The organism is Pseudomonas sp. EA_105y_Pfl2_R69 (assembly GCF_963970915.1).
In the GTDB taxonomy this organism is placed as follows: domain Bacteria; phylum Pseudomonadota; class Gammaproteobacteria; order Pseudomonadales; family Pseudomonadaceae; genus Aquipseudomonas.
The window spans coordinates 643,104-661,700 of record NZ_CAXAOO010000002.1 but is presented as its reverse complement, the minus strand read 5'-3'; the positions used below and the strand labels follow the sequence as shown (position 1 = coordinate 661,700).

16 protein-coding genes and 4 tRNA genes are annotated in these 18,597 nt (G+C 61.2%); 2 read left to right on the top strand and 18 right to left on the bottom strand.

Annotated elements, in window-relative coordinates; all coding sequences use genetic code 11:
* Window positions 1-6: 6 nt before the first annotated feature.
* From AACY13_RS08920 to gorA, 7 genes are all read right to left on the bottom strand, one after another.
* Window positions 7-2,244, bottom strand: a complete 2,238-nt coding sequence (locus AACY13_RS08920) for a methyl-accepting chemotaxis protein (protein WP_339460844.1) — start codon at window positions 2,242-2,244, stop codon at window positions 7-9.
* A 41-nt stretch (window positions 2,245-2,285) separates the two neighbouring features.
* Entirely contained in the window at window positions 2,286-3,920 is a 1,635-nt protein-coding gene (locus AACY13_RS08915; RefSeq protein ID WP_339460843.1) for a methyl-accepting chemotaxis protein, read from the bottom strand.
* 25 nt (window positions 3,921-3,945) lie between these two features.
* On the bottom strand, window positions 3,946-4,551 hold the full coding sequence (locus AACY13_RS08910) for a chemotaxis protein CheW (protein ID WP_339460842.1): 606 nt from the start codon (window positions 4,549-4,551) through the stop codon (window positions 3,946-3,948).
* Window positions 4,536-6,068: a CheR family methyltransferase gene (locus tag AACY13_RS08905; RefSeq protein ID WP_339460841.1), complete on the bottom strand. Its 1,533-nt coding sequence runs from the start codon at window positions 6,066-6,068 to the stop codon at window positions 4,536-4,538. Before AACY13_RS08905 ends, AACY13_RS08910 begins: the two co-directional genes overlap by 16 nt.
* Window positions 6,055-6,534 (bottom strand): chemotaxis protein CheW, encoded by a 480-nt coding sequence (locus AACY13_RS08900; RefSeq protein WP_339460840.1) that lies wholly within the window; start codon window positions 6,532-6,534, stop codon window positions 6,055-6,057. Before AACY13_RS08900 ends, AACY13_RS08905 begins: the two co-directional genes overlap by 14 nt.
* 382 nt (window positions 6,535-6,916) lie before the next feature.
* Window positions 6,917-7,540 carry a trimeric intracellular cation channel family protein gene (locus tag AACY13_RS08895; RefSeq protein ID WP_339460839.1) on the bottom strand — a complete coding sequence of 208 codons (624 nt, stop codon included), beginning with the start codon at window positions 7,538-7,540 and terminating at the stop codon, window positions 6,917-6,919.
* Window positions 7,541-7,547: 7 nt separating this feature from the next.
* Window positions 7,548-8,906: a glutathione-disulfide reductase gene (gene gorA / locus AACY13_RS08890; protein WP_339460838.1), complete on the bottom strand. Its 1,359-nt coding sequence runs from the start codon at window positions 8,904-8,906 to the stop codon at window positions 7,548-7,550.
* Between the two features lie 93 nt (window positions 8,907-8,999).
* On the opposite strand from gorA, the gene AACY13_RS08885 reads away from it, so the two are divergent.
* Entirely contained in the window at window positions 9,000-9,422 is a 423-nt protein-coding gene (locus AACY13_RS08885) for a VOC family protein (RefSeq protein ID WP_339460836.1), read from the top strand.
* A 98-nt stretch (window positions 9,423-9,520) separates the two neighbouring features.
* Here the strand turns inward: AACY13_RS08885 and galU are convergent, their stop codons facing one another.
* From galU to AACY13_RS08865, 4 genes are all read right to left on the bottom strand, one after another.
* Complete coding sequence (galU, locus tag AACY13_RS08880) at window positions 9,521-10,360, bottom strand: UTP--glucose-1-phosphate uridylyltransferase GalU (RefSeq protein WP_339460835.1); 840 nt, start codon at window positions 10,358-10,360, stop codon at window positions 9,521-9,523.
* 41 nt (window positions 10,361-10,401) lie between these two features.
* Complete coding sequence (locus AACY13_RS08875) at window positions 10,402-11,763, bottom strand: UDP-glucose dehydrogenase family protein (protein WP_339460833.1); 1,362 nt, start codon at window positions 11,761-11,763, stop codon at window positions 10,402-10,404.
* A 370-nt stretch (window positions 11,764-12,133) separates the two neighbouring features.
* Complete coding sequence (locus AACY13_RS08870; RefSeq protein WP_339460831.1) at window positions 12,134-12,778, bottom strand: BRCT domain-containing protein; 645 nt, start codon at window positions 12,776-12,778, stop codon at window positions 12,134-12,136.
* Window positions 12,732-13,208 carry a hypothetical protein gene (locus tag AACY13_RS08865; protein WP_445262545.1) on the bottom strand — a complete coding sequence of 159 codons (477 nt, stop codon included), beginning with the start codon at window positions 13,206-13,208 and terminating at the stop codon, window positions 12,732-12,734. Before AACY13_RS08865 ends, AACY13_RS08870 begins: the two co-directional genes overlap by 47 nt.
* Window positions 13,209-13,213: 5 nt before the next feature.
* Here AACY13_RS08865 and AACY13_RS08860 point away from each other — a divergent pair, with 5 nt between their 5' ends.
* Complete coding sequence (locus tag AACY13_RS08860) at window positions 13,214-14,506, top strand: exonuclease domain-containing protein (protein WP_339460829.1); 1,293 nt, start codon at window positions 13,214-13,216, stop codon at window positions 14,504-14,506.
* 255 nt (window positions 14,507-14,761) lie between these two features.
* Here AACY13_RS08860 and AACY13_RS08855 read toward each other — a convergent pair.
* From AACY13_RS08855 to AACY13_RS08825, 7 genes are all read right to left on the bottom strand, one after another.
* Window positions 14,762-14,848: transfer RNA gene (locus tag AACY13_RS08855), tRNA-Leu, on the bottom strand.
* A 155-nt stretch (window positions 14,849-15,003) separates the two neighbouring features.
* A tRNA-Cys gene (locus tag AACY13_RS08850) sits at window positions 15,004-15,077 on the bottom strand.
* Between the two features lie 38 nt (window positions 15,078-15,115).
* Window positions 15,116-15,191, bottom strand: a tRNA-Gly gene (locus AACY13_RS08845).
* A 66-nt stretch (window positions 15,192-15,257) separates the two neighbouring features.
* Window positions 15,258-15,818 carry a CDP-diacylglycerol--glycerol-3-phosphate 3-phosphatidyltransferase gene (pgsA, locus tag AACY13_RS08840; protein WP_339460828.1) on the bottom strand — a complete coding sequence of 187 codons (561 nt, stop codon included), beginning with the start codon at window positions 15,816-15,818 and terminating at the stop codon, window positions 15,258-15,260.
* Window positions 15,819-15,851: 33 nt separating this feature from the next.
* The gene (uvrC, locus tag AACY13_RS08835; RefSeq protein ID WP_339460826.1) at window positions 15,852-17,690 is read right to left on the bottom strand and encodes an excinuclease ABC subunit UvrC; all 1,839 of its coding nucleotides are present in this window, start codon (window positions 17,688-17,690) and stop codon (window positions 15,852-15,854) included.
* Complete coding sequence (gene gacA, locus AACY13_RS08830) at window positions 17,677-18,321, bottom strand: response regulator transcription factor GacA (RefSeq protein WP_339460824.1); 645 nt, start codon at window positions 18,319-18,321, stop codon at window positions 17,677-17,679. The genes uvrC and gacA overlap by 14 nt, the downstream gene beginning before the upstream one ends.
* Window positions 18,322-18,469: 148 nt before the next feature.
* Window positions 18,470-18,559, bottom strand: a tRNA-Ser gene (locus tag AACY13_RS08825).
* Window positions 18,560-18,597 lie beyond the last annotated feature (38 nt).

Here is an 18,597-nt window from a genome sequence, read left to right as displayed (position 1 = left end):
GCATGCTCACAGTTTGAACTGACCTGCTAGGCCTTTTAGCTTCAGGCCCAGCTGGTGCAGGTTGCGCGCGGCCAGGTCGACCTGTTGGGTGCCGCCGACATTGTCCTGGCTAGCCAGGCGGATGCTTTCCATGGCGCTGGCGACCTGGTCCATGCCAACCATCTGCTGCTGGCTGGTGGCGGCGATCTGCAGCGCCATCTCGCTGGACTCATCGATATTGCTGCTCAGGCTGCGAATCGCCTCGCCGCTGGCCTGGGCGCGCTGGTAACCGATCTCCACCGTTTTGCTGCCCTGCTCGGCCAGCAGCACCGCCTTGGTCATGGCCTTCTGGATTTCCCCGAGAATCCCCCGTACCTGAGCGGTGGCCTGTTTCGACTGCTCGGCCAGGGCCTTGACCTCCTGGGCCACCACCGAGAAACCCTTGCCGGTTTCGCCAGCCTTGACTGCCTCGATCGAGGCGTTGACCCCCAGCAGGTTGGATTGCTCGGCCAGATCGCCGACCGAGGCGACTATCTCGCTAATGGCCTGGCTCTGCTCGCCCAGGCTCATGATGCTCTCGGCCACCGCCTGCATCTGTTCGCGGATCTGCTGCATGCCGCTCAACGCTTCTTCCACCGCCTGCCGGCCGCCTTGTGCTACCTGACGAGTGCGCTCGGCGCTTGCGCTGACCCCTTGCGATTTGTTGCCCGCCAGCACCGCGGTCTGCTTGACCTCTGCCACTGTGGTGGCGATCTCGCTGATGGCCGTGGCAGTTTCCTGAGTACTGCTGGCCACCTGGCTGGTGGCGGCGAGAATATCCTCGCTGGAACTGGCCAGCACTGTGATGCTCTCGTTCAATTCGTGGATCACCTGCTTGAGGTTACTCACCATGCCGCTGAACGCTCGTCCCAACTGATCGTTCTCCGATGCGGGGCGGATTTCGACCGTCAACTCGCCGCGCGCCACTCGCTCGGCGCTGTCGGCCAGTTGCCGCAGATTGCTGACCATTCGACGGTAAGCCACGCCGAGTACATCCCGCTCCGAATGCAAGGCGACCTCCACCGTGAGATCACCCGTGGCAATTCGCTCCGCCACATCGGCTTTCTCCTGTAGCGTGGCGGCCATCCGGTTGAAGGCGTCGTCCAGAATGCCGATCTCGTCTCTACGCGGCCGGGTTATGGACTTTACCGAGATTTCGCCGGCGGCTATCAAGGTGGCGCGTTCGGCTATTTCGGTTAGGGGCTTGGAAAATTGTTTACTCCAGACAAAGCCCGCGCCCGTGCCCGCGCCAATGACCAGCAACCCGATCCAGATAAAATCCCTGTGTAAGGCATCCACCGAGGCGAACGCCTCGGCGGTAGGCAACTCAAACACCAGGGTCCAGTAATTGCTGTTGTCCTGTGGATCGTAGTGGATCTTCCTGAAACCATGAATCCGCGACTCTGCGCTTGCGCCATTGTCAGCGTGTTCGACCAACGAGCCTGCGCTCGTCAGCTTGGCCGCCAGGAGCGGGTTGAGGTCTTCCAGCCTGTACTGCCGCTGTAGGTCGAGACCGAACTCCTTGGAGGCATCGGGGTGTTTGAGGAAATACCCTTCCTTGTTCACCAGGTACATCTGACCGAACTGCGCCTGAATGCTCGCCAGGATATTCTTGCCATGCAGATTGATGATGAGCATGCCGCGCCGGGTCCGCCCTTGTTCGGCGAAGACCGGCACCGCGAAGCGCAGCGTGGGTTTGTACGGGGTTTCGATCCGCCCCTGCTCGCGGTTGAGATTCATCGGCGAGACATACAGTGCCCGCTCCGGCAGCCGCATGGTCTCGATAAAGTAGGCATTCTGCGCCTTGCTCTGCAGTTGCTCGGCCGGGATCACCTGCACTTCGCCATTGTTCGCATCGACCCTAACGCGCTCCCAGCCGTTTTCATCGATATAGCGCACCTGCCAGTAATCCGGTTTGCTCTTCAATAGCGCCACGAAGGTCTGCTGCAAGGCTTGTTCGGCAGCTACCCTGGCCCCCCCCTCCTGAGGACTATCGATGATGTCCGCCAGTGCCGGGGTGGCGCTCAGGAACAGGACATCCTCACGCACCCGGCCGAGAGAAAGCTCGATGCCGGTGGCCAGCTGCAGCATGTCCTTGTCCACCTCTCGCAGGATGCTCCTCTCAAGCTCGGCCTGGCTCTTCAGATAGGTCATCATGCCCAAGGTGCCGACAATCAGCGTGGTGAGAATGGCAATCGCCGTCGCCAGCTTGATATTGATCCTCATTCCAACTCCTTCTTCCTGAATGACCGCTTGGCTTTCTGCTCTTACAGTTTGAACCGGCCCGCCAGGCCTTTGAGCTTCAGGCCCAGTTGGTGCAGATTGCGCGCCGCCAGGTCGACCTGACGGGTGCCGCCGACATTATCCTGGCTGGCCTGGCGGATGCTTTCCATGGCGCTGGCGACCTGGTCCATGCCAACCATCTGCTGCTGGCTGGTGGCGGCGATCTGCAGCGCCATCTCGCTGGACTCATCGATATTGCTGCTCAGGCTGCGAATCGCCTCGCCGCTGGCCTGGGCGCGCTGGTAGCCGACCTCTACCGTCTTGCTGCCCTGCTCGGCCAGCAACACCGCCTTGGTCATGGCCTTCTGGATTTCCCCGAGAATTCCACGCACCTGGGTCGTCGCCTGTTTCGACTGCTCGGCCAGGGCCTTGACCTCCTGGGCCACCACCGAGAAACCCTTACCGGTTTCGCCGGCCTTGACCGCCTCGATCGAGGCATTGACCCCCAGCAGGTTGGATTGCTCGGCCAGGTCGCCGACCGAGGCGACTATCTCGCCGATGGCCTGGCTCTGTTCGCCCAGACGCATGATGCTCTCGGCCACCGCCTGCATCTGTTCGCGGATCTGCTGCATACCGCTCAGCGCTTCCTCCACCGCCTGCCGACCGCCCTGGGCGATCTGCCGAGTGCGCTCGGCGCTTGCGCTGACCCCTTGCGATTTGGTGCCCGCCAGCACTGCGGTTTGCTTGACCTCTGCGACAGTGGTGGCGATCTCGCTGATGGCCGTGGCGGTTTCCTGGGTGCTGCTGGCTACCTGGCTGGTGGCGGCGAGAATTTCCTCGCTGGAACTGGCCAGCACCGAAATGCCTTCATTCATTTCCTGCACCAGTTCGCGCAGGTACTGGCTCATGACCACGAACGCCTGGGCCAGCCGCCCCACTTCGTCCTGACGCAGGCTGCTGCTCACCTCACGCGGGATCTCGCCGCGGCCGATCTGCTCGGCCAGACCGGTCAGGCGGGCCAGTGGCAGGGCAATATGCCGGCTCAACAGCCAGGCCAGCACGGCACTCCCCCCCACCAACAGCAGGCTCAGATTGCGGATACGCTCGCGCAGGGTCTCGAGGCTCTGGCGGGAATACGCCAGCGTCTCGGCGATGCGTTGCTCGGTCAGTGTGGCCAATTGCAGGCCAAGCTCATGGATCGTTTCGAAGCGCTCGCGCTGCACGCCTTTGCTCAGCTGTAGCGCCTCTTCCAGCTGACCGTTGCGGATCAGCTGCAGTTGCGTGGCGCGGGTATGCGCCGTGGCATTGCGCACATCGAGCAATTGATCGAGCAGCTCGCTGGCTTGCGGGTCGTCGCTGACCACCCTGCGCAGTTGCTTGATCAGGCGCTCGTTCTCGACGCTGTGCTGGCGAATCTGTTCCTCTCGCTCGTTCAGTTCGCCGTTGCCCCCGGGGCTGATGGCCAGAAGCAGTTCGCTGCGCTGGGCGGCGATATTGATGCGCAGCTCCTTGACTGCCGAGATCCGCTCGTAGTTGCGCTGAAACTGCACCTCCTCGCGGGCTTGCAACTCGACGAAGCGCTCCAGAGTGGTAAACAGCAGGCCGCCAAAGCCCAGAATCAGCAAGGCGAAAGCCAGGAGCAATTTGCCACCTATGTTGAAGCGCAAAATCCTGAGCATCATCTGTGTCCCTTTCCGTTGAGCATTACTCAGCCATAACGCGCAGATCCGGGTCGCCCAGCAGGCGTGCGCCGTCCAGCACCGTGCATTGTTCTGTTGTCACCCCCAGCAGATAACGCGCGCGCACCCCGCCCAGGTTGGCCAGGTCCTTCTGCAAGCTGGCGCAGCTGATCCGGGCCACCCCAAGCACGCGGTCGATCAGCAGGCCAAACTCCATGTCCTGGCCATGCAGGATCAGCAGAAAGCTGCGATCGGACAGGCTGCCGTGGGGCCGTTCGAACAACACCCGCAAATCCAGCACCGATACGATACGCCCGCGCACATTGACGATGCCCAGCACATGGCCCGGGGTATTGGGCAAGGGCGTGTACTGGTTCAGTGGCAGCACCTGAGCGACATGTTCGCTGCCGATGGCATACCGCTCACTACTGATGCTGAAATTGAGCACCTCGAGCTGCTCGCCGAGTACCGGCGGCTGCACTGCCTTGGCCCACTGACGGGTACGCGCGGACAGCCGCGCGCTCAACTCGCTGGCGTCAATATCGCGGCCTTCGTCCAGGCGGCGGTCGAGTTCGCCCAGGCGTTCGCGCAGCTGATCCCAGCGTTGGCTGATGTCTATCGGCTCGGACATGGTGGCGCGGCCTCCTGCAGTTGTTGGCACAGGAGCAACAATTGGCCACAGCTTATGCCGTCGCCCAGGGGCACCAGGCTATCCCCGCTCTGCTGCCGCAGTAACTGCTGACAAACCCGCAGCGCTTTCGCGGCAGCCTGGGCACGCCCCTGGGCGACCAGCAAGCGAGCCTGGAAAAAGTAGCCGAGGATAAACTCGGGCTGCAGATACAGGGCCTTGTGCAGGGCCTGCAGTGCGCCCGGGTCGTCGCCGCTGTGCTGAGCCAACTGGGCCTGCAACCAGTAGGCCGGCACCGAGTCGGCTTGCAGTTGCAGCGCTCGCTGCAACCAGTCTCTGGCCTCGTCGAGGCATTGCTGGTCGGCCCAGGTGCGCGCGGTCAACAGACAGGCCTGGTGCTGTTGTGCACGACTCAGACCGGCACAGGCCAGATAGGCCAGCAGAGCCGCGCGGGTCGCCGCAGAGTTACCGGCAACCAGGGCCTGCTGTGCTTGCTGCCAGAGCTCCTCGGGAGGGACGGCCTGGGGCGTGGTCAGCGGCATCGGTGCCCGGACTTCGGCGTGCCCGTGGTGGTTGTCTGTGCGGATACTGCGGCGGGCGGTTTCTGGCTGAGCAAAGGTCTCCGTCGGCGCTGCCATGGTTCTAGCCGGAACGGCCGCGGCTGCCCGCACCGCGTGACGGTTCAGGGCGTAATTGCAGCCCGCCCAGCTACCTGTCAGCCCCGCCTGGGTGGCGATCCCTGCCTCGACTGCACCAAGCAGTAACAGCCCCTCGTCATTCAGGCAACCGAGCAGGCGTTTGACCACCGCAGCGGCCCGTGTCGGGGAAAAATACATCAGCACATTGCGGCAGAGGATCAGATCGGCCTCCGCCAGCAGACAACCCTGCTGCTCATCGATAAGGTTGTACTGGCAAAAGCGGATGCGTCCGCGCCAGGCCGGGCGGACCCGCCACAGGCGGCCTTCGGCCTGGAAGTAGCGCTGGCGGAAGGCGCTTTCGTTGCGGCGAAAGGCGTTGCTGCCATACAGGGCCTGCTCGGCCCTGGCGAGAAATTGCCCGTTGATATCGCTGGCGACCAGTTCCAGCGTCCAGCTATCGCGCTCGTCGCCCAGCAACTCATCGAGCAGAAACAGCAGGCTATAGGCTTCTTCACCGGTACAGCAGCCGGCGCTCCACAGGCGCAGGACGCGCTGCCCGCTCTGCCGGCGGCGCGCCAGCAGGCCGGCCAGGTGGTGCTGGGCCAGCCAGTCGAAGGTTTCCGGGTCGCGGCGGAAATAGGTTTCGCCGACGCTGAAGGCCGGTACCAGGCGCTGTATCAGCGCGGCATCCCACTCGGTAAAGGCCAGCGCCTGCAACCAGGCCGTCGGATCGCTCAACTGTTGTTCGGCCGCCAGCAACTTCAGGCGACGCAACAGTTCGCCGCTGCGCTGCGCGGAAAAGTCCATGCCCAGGTGGCGATGGACCTTGTGCACCAGCACCTCCAGCAGCGGGGCCGAACAGAACGGCTTAGGTTCTCGCATTGGCGGCACCTCCCTGTTCGGCCAGGGCGGCGTCCAGTTGGCTTTCTTCGGCGGCGCAAAGCAGTTGCTCGACATCCTGAATCAACAGCATGCCTTCCGCGCTGCGCAGCACGCCCTGGAGCAGGCTGGATGGCACATGGGGATCGGGAGCCGGGGAAAAATCGCTGGCGGCGCAACTGCATACCGCCGCTACCTTTTCCACCGGTAGAAGCAGTTGGCGTTTACTGGTTTTCAGCCAGATAAAGGGTTGCCACAGGGTCGTTGGGGCTGATGGCCAGTCGAAACGCCGGGCCAGGTCGATCACCGGCAGTACATGGCCTTGCACATTGACCAACCCGCGCACGGTTGCCGGCGCACCAGGCAAAGGTGTACTGAGCAATGCTGGCAATACTCGAACGACATTCTCGAGTGCGACTGCAAAGTGTTGCCCTGCCAGCCAGAAGGGCAGCACCGCGTATCTATCCATAGATGCATCCCTGTCGTTGCGATCTCACTCTCTCGTGCTTGTACCCTAGCTCAGCTGTTTCGGGCGTCCAGTTTCGCCGGCATCAGTCGTTCTGCTGAAGCCAGAGTTCAACCCGGCCCAGGGCGCGGATAGACAGGCTTGCGCACGGCAATAGCGGGCTGGAGGCGCGACAGCGGCCTATGCCATCAGGCGTTGACGAACGGAGCTGGGGACGGCTGACCACCATCAGGGTGCCGTCCGGGCCGCGGAACTACGCCGACTCGATCGGGGCGATAGCCCTCGGCCAACGCTTAGGTGACCCATGCCGAATACGCGCCGGTGGAAATCCATGCTCCGTGCTATATCGGCCAGGGTCAGTACCAGGTGATCGGGCACGCGATCATCAGTCTCTGTCCAGCAAATGAAAGCGGGGCAAGGATACGTGCCAGCGGATAGCGGCCAGGCGAATCAGCAGCACCGTCAGCATCGCCACTCCGGTATCCAGCCAGTGTGGGGTGGCCAGCTCGCGCAGGCCGATAAACATCAGGGCTCCGGCAATGCAGGCGGTGGCGTAGATTTCCTTCTGGAAGATCAGCGGAATCTCGTTGCAGATCACATCGCGCATCACCCCGCCGGCCACGCCGGTCATCACCCCCATGATCACCGCCGTGCTATGGGGCACGGCATGCTGCAGCGCCACTTCGGTGCCGATCACGGTAAACACCGCCAGGCCGAAGGCATCCGCCAGCAGCAGCCCCTTCTCGTGAATGGGCTGGGTCAGGCGCACCCAGATCACCGTGCCGATGGCTGCCAGAGAGGCCACTAGGATATAGAGGTCGTTGAGAATCCAGCTGACCGGGTGGTTGTCCAGGATCACATCGCGCAGGGTGCCGCCGCCCAGCGCGGTGATGATGGCAATCACCAGCACGCCGAACAGGTCCATGGACTTGCGCCCGGCCATCAGCGCACCGGTAATGGCGAATACCGCAACGCCGAACAGGTCGGCGAGGTAGAAAAGTTCTGCCATGGCGTCCTCAGGACTCGACCGGGGTACGCATGGTGACGAATTCCTCGGCCGCCGTTGGGTGCACGCCGATGGTTTCGTCGAACATTTGCTTGGTTGCTCCGGCTTTCAGGGCAATGGCCAGGCCCTGGACGATTTCCCCCGCCTCCGGGCCGACCATATGGCAACCCAGGACCCGGTCGCTGTCGGCATCCACCACCAGTTTCATCAGGGTGCGCTCCTGGCAGTCGGTCAGCGTCAGTTTCATCGGCCGGAAACGGCTTTCGAACACCTTGACCCGGTAGCCCTCCTCCCTCGCCTGCTCTTCGCTCAGGCCCACGGTGCCAATATTCGGCAGGCTGAACACCGCCGTGGGGATCATCCGGTAATCGACCTTGCGGTACTCCTCCGGTTTGAACAGCCGCCGCGCCACGGCCATGCCTTCGGCCAGCGCCACCGGGGTCAGCTGTACCCGGCCGATTACATCGCCGATGGCCATGATCGAGGGAGCCGTGCTCTGGTATTGCTCGTCGACCTGGATAAAGCCGCGCTCGTCCAGCTGCACCTCGGTGTTTTCCAGGCCGAGGTTGTCCAGCATCGGCCGCCGGCCGGTGGCATAGAACACACAGTCGGTTACCAGCTCGCGACCATCCTTGAGCGTTGCCAACAGACTGCCATCGGCCTGCTTGTCGATGCGCGCGATATCGCTATTGAACTGCAGATCGAGGCCGCGCTTGCTCAGTTCTTCACGCAGGTGCTGACGCACCGCGCCATCGAAGCCGCGCAGGAACAACTCGCCCCGGTAGAGCAAGGACGTCTGCGCGCCCAGGCCGTGAAAGATCGAGGCGAATTCCACGGCGATATAGCCGCCGCCCACCACCAGCACGCGCCTGGGCAGTTGCGCGAGGAAGAAGGCCTGGTTCGAGTCGATGGCATGTTCGCGGCCGGGAATCTCCGGGATATGGGGCCAGCCGCCGGTGGCGATAAGAATATGCTTGGCGCTGTAACGCTTGCCGTCCAGCTCGACGCTGTGCCCATCGAGCAGGCGGGCGTGGCCTTCCAGCAGGGTCACCCCGCTATTGACCAGCAGGTTGCGGTAGATACCGTTGAGACGCTCGATTTCGCGGTTCTTGTTGGCGATCAGGGTCGGCCAGTCGAACTGCGCCTGATCCAGCGACCAGCCAAAGCCCTGGGCCTGTTCGAAGTCTTCGGCGAAGTGGGCACCGTACACCAGCAGCTTTTTCGGCACGCAGCCGACGTTGACACAGGTGCCGCCCAGATAGCGGCTCTCGGCCACCGCCACGCGGGCACCGTAGCCTGCGGCAAAGCGTGCCGCGCGTACGCCGCCGGAGCCGGCACCGATTACAAACAGGTCGAAGTCGTAGGTCATCACAAGCCTCCAGAACAGGCCGCAAGCATAACCCAATCGCCCCGAGCGCCGCGCTCGGACTACGCTTGGAGGGTACCCTCAAGGAGCAGCCCCATGCGTCCAACCCTCACCCACTTGGCGTTACACGTCCCCGACCTGGATGCCTGCGTGGCCTTCTACCGCGAGTTCTGCGCCATGGCGGTGATTCACCAGCGCGCCGGCAAGGGCTCGCGGATTGTCTGGATGGCCGAGCCCGGCAAGGAACACGAATTCATCTTCGTGATCATGCCCGGCGGGCAGGACCGTCAGTTGGCGGCCGATGACTACAGCCACTTCGGCTTCGCCGTGGCCAGCCGCGAGCAGGTCGATGCCATTGCCGCCAAGGCCCAGGCCGCGGGCTGCCTGATCTGGGCCCCGCGCGACGAGCCCTACCCGGTCGGCTATTACTGCGGGCTGCGTGATCCGGCGGGCAATTATGTCGAGTTCAGCTATGGCCAGCCGCTTGGGCCGGGCTCTGAGGCGATGCCGATACCCTGACGGGCGCGTCCAGGCCGCAAGCTCTGAGCGAAAACGGCAAAGCCACCTCGCGGTGGCTTTGCTATTCACTTACGGCTTAAGGCGTTCAGCTTGCTGCCTCAGTAGGCTTTGCCTGGCTTGTAGAGGTTCTCGAAACAGAAGTTGGTGGCATCGATATAGCCTTCCGCACCGCCGCAGTCGAAGCGCTGGCCCTTGAACTTGTAGGCTATTACGCAGCCATTCTGCGCCTGCTTCATCAAGGCATCGGTGATCTGGATTTCGCCGCCCTTACCGGGCTCGGTCTGCTCGATCAGCTCGAAGATATCCGGTGTCAGGATATAGCGGCCGATAATGGCCAGGTTCGAGGGTGCGTCTTCAGGCTTGGGCTTCTCGACCATGCTGTTAACCCGGTAGATATCTTCCCGGATCATTTCGCCGGAAATTACCCCGTACTTGTGGGTTTCTTCCGGCGGCACTTCCTGGATGGCCACGATCGAGCAGCGGAACTGCTTGTACAGCTTGACCATTTGGGTCAGCACGCCGTCGCCGTCCAGGTTCAGGCACAGGTCATCGGCCAATACCACGGCAAAGGCTTCATCGCCGATCAGGGGGCGTCCGCAGAGAATGGCATGGCCCAGGCCTTTCATTTCGACCTGGCGGGTGTAGGAAAAGCTGCATTGATCGATCAGGCGACGGATCCCGGTCAGGTATTTTTCCTTGTCGGTATCGCGAATCTGATGCTCCAGCTCGTAGCTGATATCGAAATGGTCTTCCAGGGCACGCTTGCCGCGCCCGGTGATCATGGCGATTTCCGTCAATCCGGCCTGCAGCGCCTCTTCAACGCCATACTGGATCAACGGCTTGTTCACGATCGGCAGCATCTCCTTGGGCATGGCCTTGGTGGCCGGGAGAAAGCGTGTGCCGTAACCGGCTGCGGGGAACAAGCATTTCTTGATCATGAAAATCCTTTAAATAAACAGCGAAAAACCGCCCAAGTCTATCAGGCTGCACTGACGTTACAATGACCAAGCCCCGGACGGCCAATGCCGCGGTAGAGAAAACCGAGCGCCGCGAGCTGTTTGCCATCGTAGATATTGCGCCCATCGAACAGCACCGGCATGCGCATCAGGCCGCGAATTCTGACGAAGTCCGGCTGACGAAACTGCTTCCACTCGGTTACCAGAACCAGGGCGTCGGCCCCCTCGACAGCACTGTAAGGCGACTCGCTCAGGCGCACCTGACCGCTCTCGACCTCTGCACCATAGCGCGCCGCCACGCCGGCACCGGCAACCGGGTCATAGGCCTGCACCCGCACCCCCGCGGCCAGCAGCGCATCCAGCAGGACCAGGCTGGGAGCCTCGCGCAGGTCGTCGGTGCCGGGTTTGAAGGCCAATCCCCACAGCGCCACCACGCGACCCTGCAGATGCCCGCTGAAGTGCTCGCGCACGGCCTGGAACAGCAGGGTCTTCTGCAGGGCATTGCGCGCCTCCACCGCGCGCAGGATGCCGGGCTCAATGCCCTCCTGCTCTGCCGTGCGGATCAACGCCCGCACATCCTTGGGGAAACAGGAGCCGCCATAACCACAGCCGGCATAGATAAAGTGCGTGCCGATACGCTTGTCACTGCCAATACCGCGGCGCACCTCCTCGATATCGACGTCCAGGCGCGCGCACAGCCCGGCCATTTCATTGATAAAGGAAATCTTGGTGGCGAGAAAAGCATTGGCGGCGTACTTGCTGAACTCCGCGGCGCGCAGGCTCATGCACAGCAGGCGTTCGTGGTTGCGCAGGAAAGGCGCATACAGGCGGCGCAGCACTTCGGCGGCCTGCGGCTCGTCGCAGCCGATGATGACCCGGTCCGGACGCATAAAGTCATCGATGGCCGAGCCCTCCTTGAGGAACTCCGGGTTGCTGGCCACACTGACCTTGCACGACTGGCCGCGTTTGCGCAGGCCATTGTCGATCCGCTGCGCGACCCGCTCCCCGGTACCCACCGGCACCGTCGATTTGTCGACCACGATGCAGTTGCGCTGCAGGCAGGCCCCCAGGGCATCGGCCACGGCGAGCACATGGGACAGATCCGCCGAACCATCCTCCCCGCTTGGCGTGCCCACGGCGATAAAGACGATCTCCGCCTGGGCGACGCCCAGCGCCAGGTGCTCGGTAAAGCTCAACTGGCCGCTGGCCAGATGGGCCTTGAGCAGCGCTTCCAATCCGGGCTCATAAATGGGTACCTGCCCCTCAGCGAGGCCGGCGACACGGGCGGCATCTTGCTCGACGCAGATCACCCGGTTACCCATTTCGGCAAAACAGACCGCCGATACCAGCCCGACATACCCGGCTCCGATCACGCAAATTCGCATCGCCACACCTCCAGATGAGTTGCAGCGATTGCAGCTAAAACAGGTGGCAGGCATATGACACTGACGCGACAGGCGCGTGACAGCGTGCTTAAGGCGAGGGAGTTGTAGCGAGGAAAGGTGCCGGCCGGAGTCGAATATCAGCCAAAACACCGTTTAAATGCTTGCGTATGAATTTTTAAGCTCAGGCTGTCCCCCTAAAGCAGAAAGTGCCCCTGCCAAACAGGAGCGAAAACACGGTGAATCTGACTCTACAGCCGATCAGCTACAAGGTAGTTGATATGCAACTACCGCCATGATGATTGCACCTGCCAGACCAAGTGCCCAGCGGGTAAAGGGACCTTGTCTACGATATCAGCCCATTTTCCCCCGGCTATCCAAAAATTGCGTTTTGCCAGTGCTCCTCGCTCACAATGGCGAGATGAGCACCGGCCTCACGTAACTCGACGGCCTTTTTGATTTTGGTGCCGTAGGTGCTGTGTAGCCATTGGTCATTTCCGATGCTGCCAACTACAAGGAAATGGACTTTCTTACTCACGCCAGCACCGATCTGACCGTTGCGCTCAAGTACTAAGGCCTCACAATCCTTACGCGGGCCATAAGCCATAACGCCAGTGAAGACAAATAGCCGGCCGTTCCACTCCAGTTCCGGAGCAGGCTTGCACAAAGGTAAATCGTTGGGAGCTGTAAAAGCGTTATCCCTGGGTAGGGGCTTACCCACACTCAGGCCCGTGAAACTACGCAGCATACATAGCAGCTCCGCGGACTCCTCAGCATCAAGCACACCGTCGGCGAGCATGTCAGTCAGTCGGCGATAGAGTAGGTTCACTACGGGATCGTCCAGGTGGACGAGATTTGTGGCGATCCAGCTTTCGAGAAATTCGGCCTCTTGCTGGTTAATCATACCGTCCGCAGTGATGCCGGCAGCCAAGCCTGCCAACGCATCAGCTGAGCGTCTGTCAATTCGAGCCTCATGAAAAAAGCGGCTGTTCTGGAATTCCTGGTGCAGGTCGACCATTCGAGTCTCCTTCCTCGTTTTCAGTGTCGCTTTGCTGGGCGGCAAGCTTGGTGATATCCCCGGTATAGGTAATCACCATTCCCGTCTTGGTGCATGTGAGAGTTACTTCGGCATCTAGATCGACATCGAGATCATCACCTCGCAGGCCTTGCCACTGGGCGAGATAGTGGAGCGCACCGACCTTGTCCTTTTTCTTCAGGGTACGAGCGACACCGCCTTTCCAGTTTAGCGGCGGCAGTTCGCCGGCTTTACAGCACTCAGTCAGCTCAGGCCTATGGATGGCGAGTTTTCGGCCGGTTTCCCAGCTCTTGATTAACCCACGATCGGGGCCTTTCCATGTGGCAGCCCAGTCTAGGCCTGAGCGCTCTGGCTCGTTGATCGAACGGTGAATAAGAGTCGTCATATGCTTTGCGATATCCTTCTGCAGCATGCTTCTTGGATAGCTCTCGTACCGGTAGATACCAGTACTCCGGCAAAAGCTTTTTCAGCAGCATAAACAGATATGGTTGCTATGCCATCACTGTTCGAAAAAACAGTATTCACGAAATCCCCCTGGGCTGTAGCGCTTATCTATCCGCGACACAGTGGACCGGCGCACGCATTTATAGCCGCGTAGGCCTTGAGCAACCAAGAACCATCGTCCAGGCCGAGCTGGTGCCGCTCCATGCTGATCAGTTTCCGCAAAGCGATCGACAGATCACGCTGGGGCATCGCACGCCGTGGCAGGGCCAGCGCCTGCTGCAGTCGAAGCTCCGGGCCTGCCAACTCTCTCGCCTCGGCTTCCACCCACACTACATCAACTGTGCAAAACTCCAGCTACCCGCCATCAAGGAGAAGGCCATGTCCGAAAATCACTTCGTTGCCATTGACGTGGAAACGGCCAACTCCTGGTTCGGTTCAATCTGCCAGATCGGAGTTGTTGAATTTGCAGGCGGTCAAATAGTCCAGGAGTGGGAAACCCTGGTTGACCCGGAAGGTGACTTCCTAGATTTCAACGTCCGGATTCACAAGATCACCCCGGAGATGGTTACCGGGCAGCCACTGTTCGCCGGCGCACTTGAGCAGGTCAAGCAAATAGCCGGGGAGTCCTTAATAGCCAGCTATGGCCACTTCGATCGATCAGCCTTCAGCCAAGCTTGCCATACACGATCCCTGACCAATATCGCCAACCCGTGGATCAACATCCACTCCGTGGTAAAGCGCGCCTGGCCGGAGAAATACGTTGATGGCGGATACCGCCTCAACTCTGTGTGCAAATACCTCGGCATACCCCTGCCACGACATCACAATGCAGTAGATGACGCGAGAGCTGCCGGCCTGATCCTATCCCGAGCCTGTGAAACCACCGGCATAGCAGCTGTGGAGTGGATTTCCAAGAATCGCCGGTCCCTTCATACAGCTACCGCTGCGAAGCTCGAAATCACCGTGAACCAAGATGGTCCACTAGCAGGCGAGAGCATCGTTTTTACGGGTGCCCTCCAGATGCCACGCCAGCAGGCACAGGCCCTGGCGGCCGCTATTGGATGCGCGCCCACTAATGGCGTGACCAAGAAGACCACCATCCTCGTGGTCGGCGACCAGGACCTCACAAGGTTTGGTGGCAAGGACAAGAGCAGCAAGCACGTTAAGGCTGAAGAGTTGATGGAGTCCGGGCAAGATATTCAGATCATCGGCGAGTCTGATTTCCTGGCCATGATCGCCATTGACGTCGCCGATCAGTCGTCCTAACACCGAGGTGGCCGCCAGTGGTGGAAACCTGGCGACGGAAGCAGAGTGCGTAGGGAGCTAGAGTTCTCAGGATCTAATTTAGCGCCCGCTCTTAGGGGTACACCTTCCTTACCGAACTGGCGTACCCCTAAACGCACCCCTGAATAATGGGAATGTACAGGAGCCCTGGAAAGCATACGGGCACAAAAAAACCGGCTACAAAGGCCGGTTTCAGTGGGTTTCAGGTTCATCTGGGAACATCTGAAATCATGTCAATGGTGCCCCGAGCCGGAATCGAACCGGCAAGACCTTGCGGTCGGCAGATTTTAAGTCTGCTGTGTTTACCAATTTCACCATCGGGGCGTTTGGCGCGTTGTTGCGTATCGGCTGACGGCTAGTGCCGCCAGAGGCTCGACTTGCGAGGTCTGGACTATATACAGCCCATAGGCGAGCCGCAAGCCGCGCACCTTAAAATGAAAAAAGCCTCGTAAATCATGGATCTACGAGGCTTTTCTAATTGGAGGCTGAGGTCGGAATCGAACCGGCGTTCACGGATTTGCAATCCGGTGCATAACCACTCTGCTACTCAGCCTTGAAACTAAACGGGCCGTTCAAACGGCCCGTTAAAATTGGAGCGGGAAACGAGACTCGAACTCGCGACCCCGACCTTGGCAAGGTCGTGCTCTACCAACTGAGCTATTCCCGCTTGTCGTGCTGACGGCCGCCATTCTATAGCTTCGGAACGCCGCGTCAACCCCTTGATTCAAAAAACTTATTTCTTTTCGGCAACTGGGCTGAGGTGCGGCCAGGCCGCCATCAGGTACTGCACCATCGACCACAGGGTCAGCACGGCGGAGATCATCAACAGCACATAACCCAGGATCACCCAGGCGGTAAATGTCGGCGGGTTGGCCAACAGGACGATCAGCGCAACCATCTGCGCCGCGGTTTTCCATTTGGCCAGGTTGGAGACGGCGACATGGGCCCGCGCGCCCAGTTCGGCCATCCACTCGCGCAAGGCCGACACCACGATTTCGCGACCGATAATGATCACCGCCGGCAGGGTCAGCCATAGGTTGGTGTGCTCCGCCACCAACAGCACCAGGGCCACGGCCACCATCAGCTTGTCGGCCACTGGGTCGAGAAAGGCCCCGAATGGCGTGCTCTGTTCCAGCCGCCGTGCCAGGTAACCGTCCAGCCAGTCGGTTGCTGCGGCACAGGCGAATACCCCGCTGGCTGCCCAATAGCTCCAGCTGAAGGGCATATAGAACAGCAGAATAAAGCAGGGAATCAGCAGAACGCGGAGCACGGTAAGCAGGTTGGGGATATTCATCGGCACAACTAGGCTGCAAAGTGAGCGGGCATTCTACTCGCTGTGCAGTGCGGCATAAATCAGCTCTGCAAGCTTTTTACTGATACCCGGTGCTTTGGCGATTTCTTCGCTGCTGGCGCGGGAGAGTTCCTGCAGGCCGCCGAAGTGGTTGAGCAGCTCACGGCGGCGCTTCGGCCCGACACCCGCAACCTCCTCCAGACTCGAGGTGCGCCGCGCCTTGCCACGCCGGGCGCGGTGACCGGTAATGGCGAAGCGGTGCGACTCGTCACGAATCTGCTGGATCAGGTGCAGCGCCGGCGAATTGCCCGGCAGGGTGAACTCATGGGCGGCGTCATTCAGGTAGAGGGTTTCCAGCCCCGGTTTGCGGGTGGTGCCCTTGGCCACGCCGAGCAGAATCAGCTCGGGCACCGCCAGTTCTTCGAGCACCGTGCGGGCCATGGCCAGCTGGCCCTTGCCGCCGTCGACCAGGAGGATATCGGGCAACTTGCCTTCGCCCTCCTTGATCTTGCTGAAGCGCCGGGTCAGTGCCTGGTGCATGGCGGCGTAGTCGTCGCCTGCCGTCACGCCCTCGATGTTGTAGCGGCGGTAATCGGATTTCAGCGGGCCTTCCGGGCCGAACACCACGCAGGAGGCCACCGTGGCCTCACCGCTGGAGTGGCTGATATCGAAACACTCCAGGCGTTGCGGCAGTTCATCCATGGCCAGCGCCTCGGCCAGGGCCTCGAAGCGCGCGGCCACATGCTGGCGGTCGGCCAGACGCGCCCCCAGGGCCTGTTCGGCATTGGTTACCGCCAACTGCTGCCAGCGCGCCCGGGTACCGCGCACGCGATGGCTGATACTCAGCTGGCGACCGCGCATCTCCTCGATGGCGGCGATCAGGGTGGGGAAGTCTTCGTGCTGGGCATTGACGATCAGCTCGCTGGGCAGGTCGCGCTCCTGACTGCTCAGGTAGTACTGGGCGAGGAAGGCCAACAAGACATCGCTGCCCTCCTCCTCGATGGCCACCTGCGGGAAGAAATTCTTGCTGCCCAGCACCCGCCCGCCGCGCACGCTGATCAGGTGCACGCAGGCACCGCCCGGATTGACCATGGCCGCGACCACATCGACGTCGCCGCTGCCACCTTCCATGCTCTGCTGATCCTGCACCCGGCGCAGCAGGGAGATCTGGTCGCGCAGCTCGGCGGCGCGTTCGAAATCCAGTTCCGCCGCCGCCTTTTGCATACCGCTGGACAACTCATCGTTCAGGGCATTGCTGCGACCTTCAAGGAACATCACCGAGTGGCGTACATCCTCGGCATATTCCTCGGGCGTCACCAGACCGACACAGGGTCCCTTGCAGCGTTTGATCTGGTACTGCAGGCAAGGCCGGGTGCGGTTCTTGAAAAAGCTGTCCTCACACTGGCGCACCAGAAAGGCTTTCTGCAGCAGATTGAGGCTTTCGCGAATCGCCCCGGCGCTGGGATAGGGCCCGAAATAGCGGCCTTTCGATTTTTTCGCCCCACGATGAATGCTCAGGCGCGGGTAATCGCCATCCGAGAGAAACACGTAGGGGTAGGACTTATCGTCGCGCAGCAGGATGTTGTAGGGCGGCCGCCATTCCTTGATCAGCGTCTGCTCGAGCAGCAGAGCTTCGGTTTCATTGGCGGTAATGGTGGTTTCGATCTGGGCAATACGCCCCACCAGAGCGGCGGTCTTGGGGGCCAGACCGGTCTTGCGGAAGTAGCTGGCCAGGCGCTTCTTCAGGTTCTTGGCTTTGCCGACATAGAGCAGCCTGGCATCCGCATCGAACATGCGGTAGACGCCGGGCCGGCCACTGCAGGTGGCGAGAAAGGCGCTTGAGTCGAAAGCCGCGCCGGTTTCAGCTGCCGGCATCGATCATGCCATGGCGCACCGCCAACAGTGCCAGCTCCACGTCACTGGTGATCGACATCTTCTCGAAGATCCGGTAGCGGTAAGTGTTCACGGTTTTCGGCGACAGGCACAGCTTGTCCGAGATGCTCTGCACTTTCTGGCAGCCGGCGATCATCAGGGCAATCTGGATCTCACGCTCGGACAGCAGGTCGAATGGCGAATTGCTGTTCTGCGGCTGAAACGACTTGAGCGCCAGCTGCTGGGCGATCTGCGGGCTGATATAGCGCTGACCGCTGAACACCATGCGGATGGCCTGGACCATTTCCTCCAGTGCCGCGCCCTTGGTCAGGTAGCCAGCGGCACCGGCCTGCAGCAGGCGGGTGGGAAAGGGATCTTCTTCGCATACGGTCACGGCCACGACCTTGAGGTCGGGGTGGCTGCGGATCAGTTTGCGGGTGGCTTCGAGACCGCCGATGCCGGGCATTTTGATGTCCATCAAGACGACATCGGGCTTCAGTTCGCGGGCTTTATGCAGGGATTCTTCACCGGACTCGGCCTGGCCTACGACCAGAAGCCCTTCAATGTCGGCAAGCATCCGCGTGATGCCTGTGCGAACCAGGTCGTGGTCATCGACTACTAGCACCCTAATCAAGCGACACCCCATTGTGCGTCAGGCCACCCCAAACAGCGGCCTTGTTGAAATGCTGATCAAATCAGATTTACGTTGTTTGACCAAGCTTGGCGCATGACCGTCAAAAAGCAAACGCCAAAATACGTGAGCATGACGACCAGAGGAAAATTGGCGGAAGCGGTGAGATTCGAACTCACGGAAGAGTTTCCCCTTCGACGGTTTTCAAGACCGTTGCATTCAACCGCTCTGCCACGCTTCCGGCGTTAGTGCGGGCGGCAATCTTACCGGAACGCAACA

Coding starts and splice junctions, on each gene's coding strand:
- AACY13_RS08915 (WP_339460843.1), bottom strand. CDS start 3,920: ATGCTCAGGATTTTGCGCTTCAACATAGGTGGCAAATTGCTCCTGGCT.
- uvrC (WP_339460826.1), bottom strand. CDS start 17,690: ATGCCGGCAGCTGAAACCGGCGCGGCTTTCGACTCAAGCGCCTTTCTC.
- AACY13_RS08910 (WP_339460842.1), bottom strand. CDS start 4,551: ATGTCCGAGCCGATAGACATCAGCCAACGCTGGGATCAGCTGCGCGAA.
- AACY13_RS08920 (WP_339460844.1), bottom strand. CDS start 2,244: ATGAGGATCAATATCAAGCTGGCGACGGCGATTGCCATTCTCACCACG.
- gorA (WP_339460838.1), bottom strand. CDS start 8,906: ATGACCTACGACTTCGACCTGTTTGTAATCGGTGCCGGCTCCGGCGGC.
- AACY13_RS08870 (WP_339460831.1), bottom strand. CDS start 12,778: ATGGTCGACCTGCACCAGGAATTCCAGAACAGCCGCTTTTTTCATGAG.
- AACY13_RS08865 (WP_445262545.1), bottom strand. CDS start 13,208: ATGCTGCAGAAGGATATCGCAAAGCATATGACGACTCTTATTCACCGT.
- pgsA (WP_339460828.1), bottom strand. CDS start 15,818: ATGAATATCCCCAACCTGCTTACCGTGCTCCGCGTTCTGCTGATTCCC.
- AACY13_RS08895 (WP_339460839.1), bottom strand. CDS start 7,540: ATGGCAGAACTTTTCTACCTCGCCGACCTGTTCGGCGTTGCGGTATTC.
- galU (WP_339460835.1), bottom strand. CDS start 10,360: ATGATCAAGAAATGCTTGTTCCCCGCAGCCGGTTACGGCACACGCTTT.
- AACY13_RS08875 (WP_339460833.1), bottom strand. CDS start 11,763: ATGCGAATTTGCGTGATCGGAGCCGGGTATGTCGGGCTGGTATCGGCG.
- AACY13_RS08900 (WP_339460840.1), bottom strand. CDS start 6,534: ATGGATAGATACGCGGTGCTGCCCTTCTGGCTGGCAGGGCAACACTTT.
- AACY13_RS08905 (WP_339460841.1), bottom strand. CDS start 6,068: ATGCGAGAACCTAAGCCGTTCTGTTCGGCCCCGCTGCTGGAGGTGCTG.
- AACY13_RS08885 (WP_339460836.1), top strand. CDS start 9,000: ATGCGTCCAACCCTCACCCACTTGGCGTTACACGTCCCCGACCTGGAT.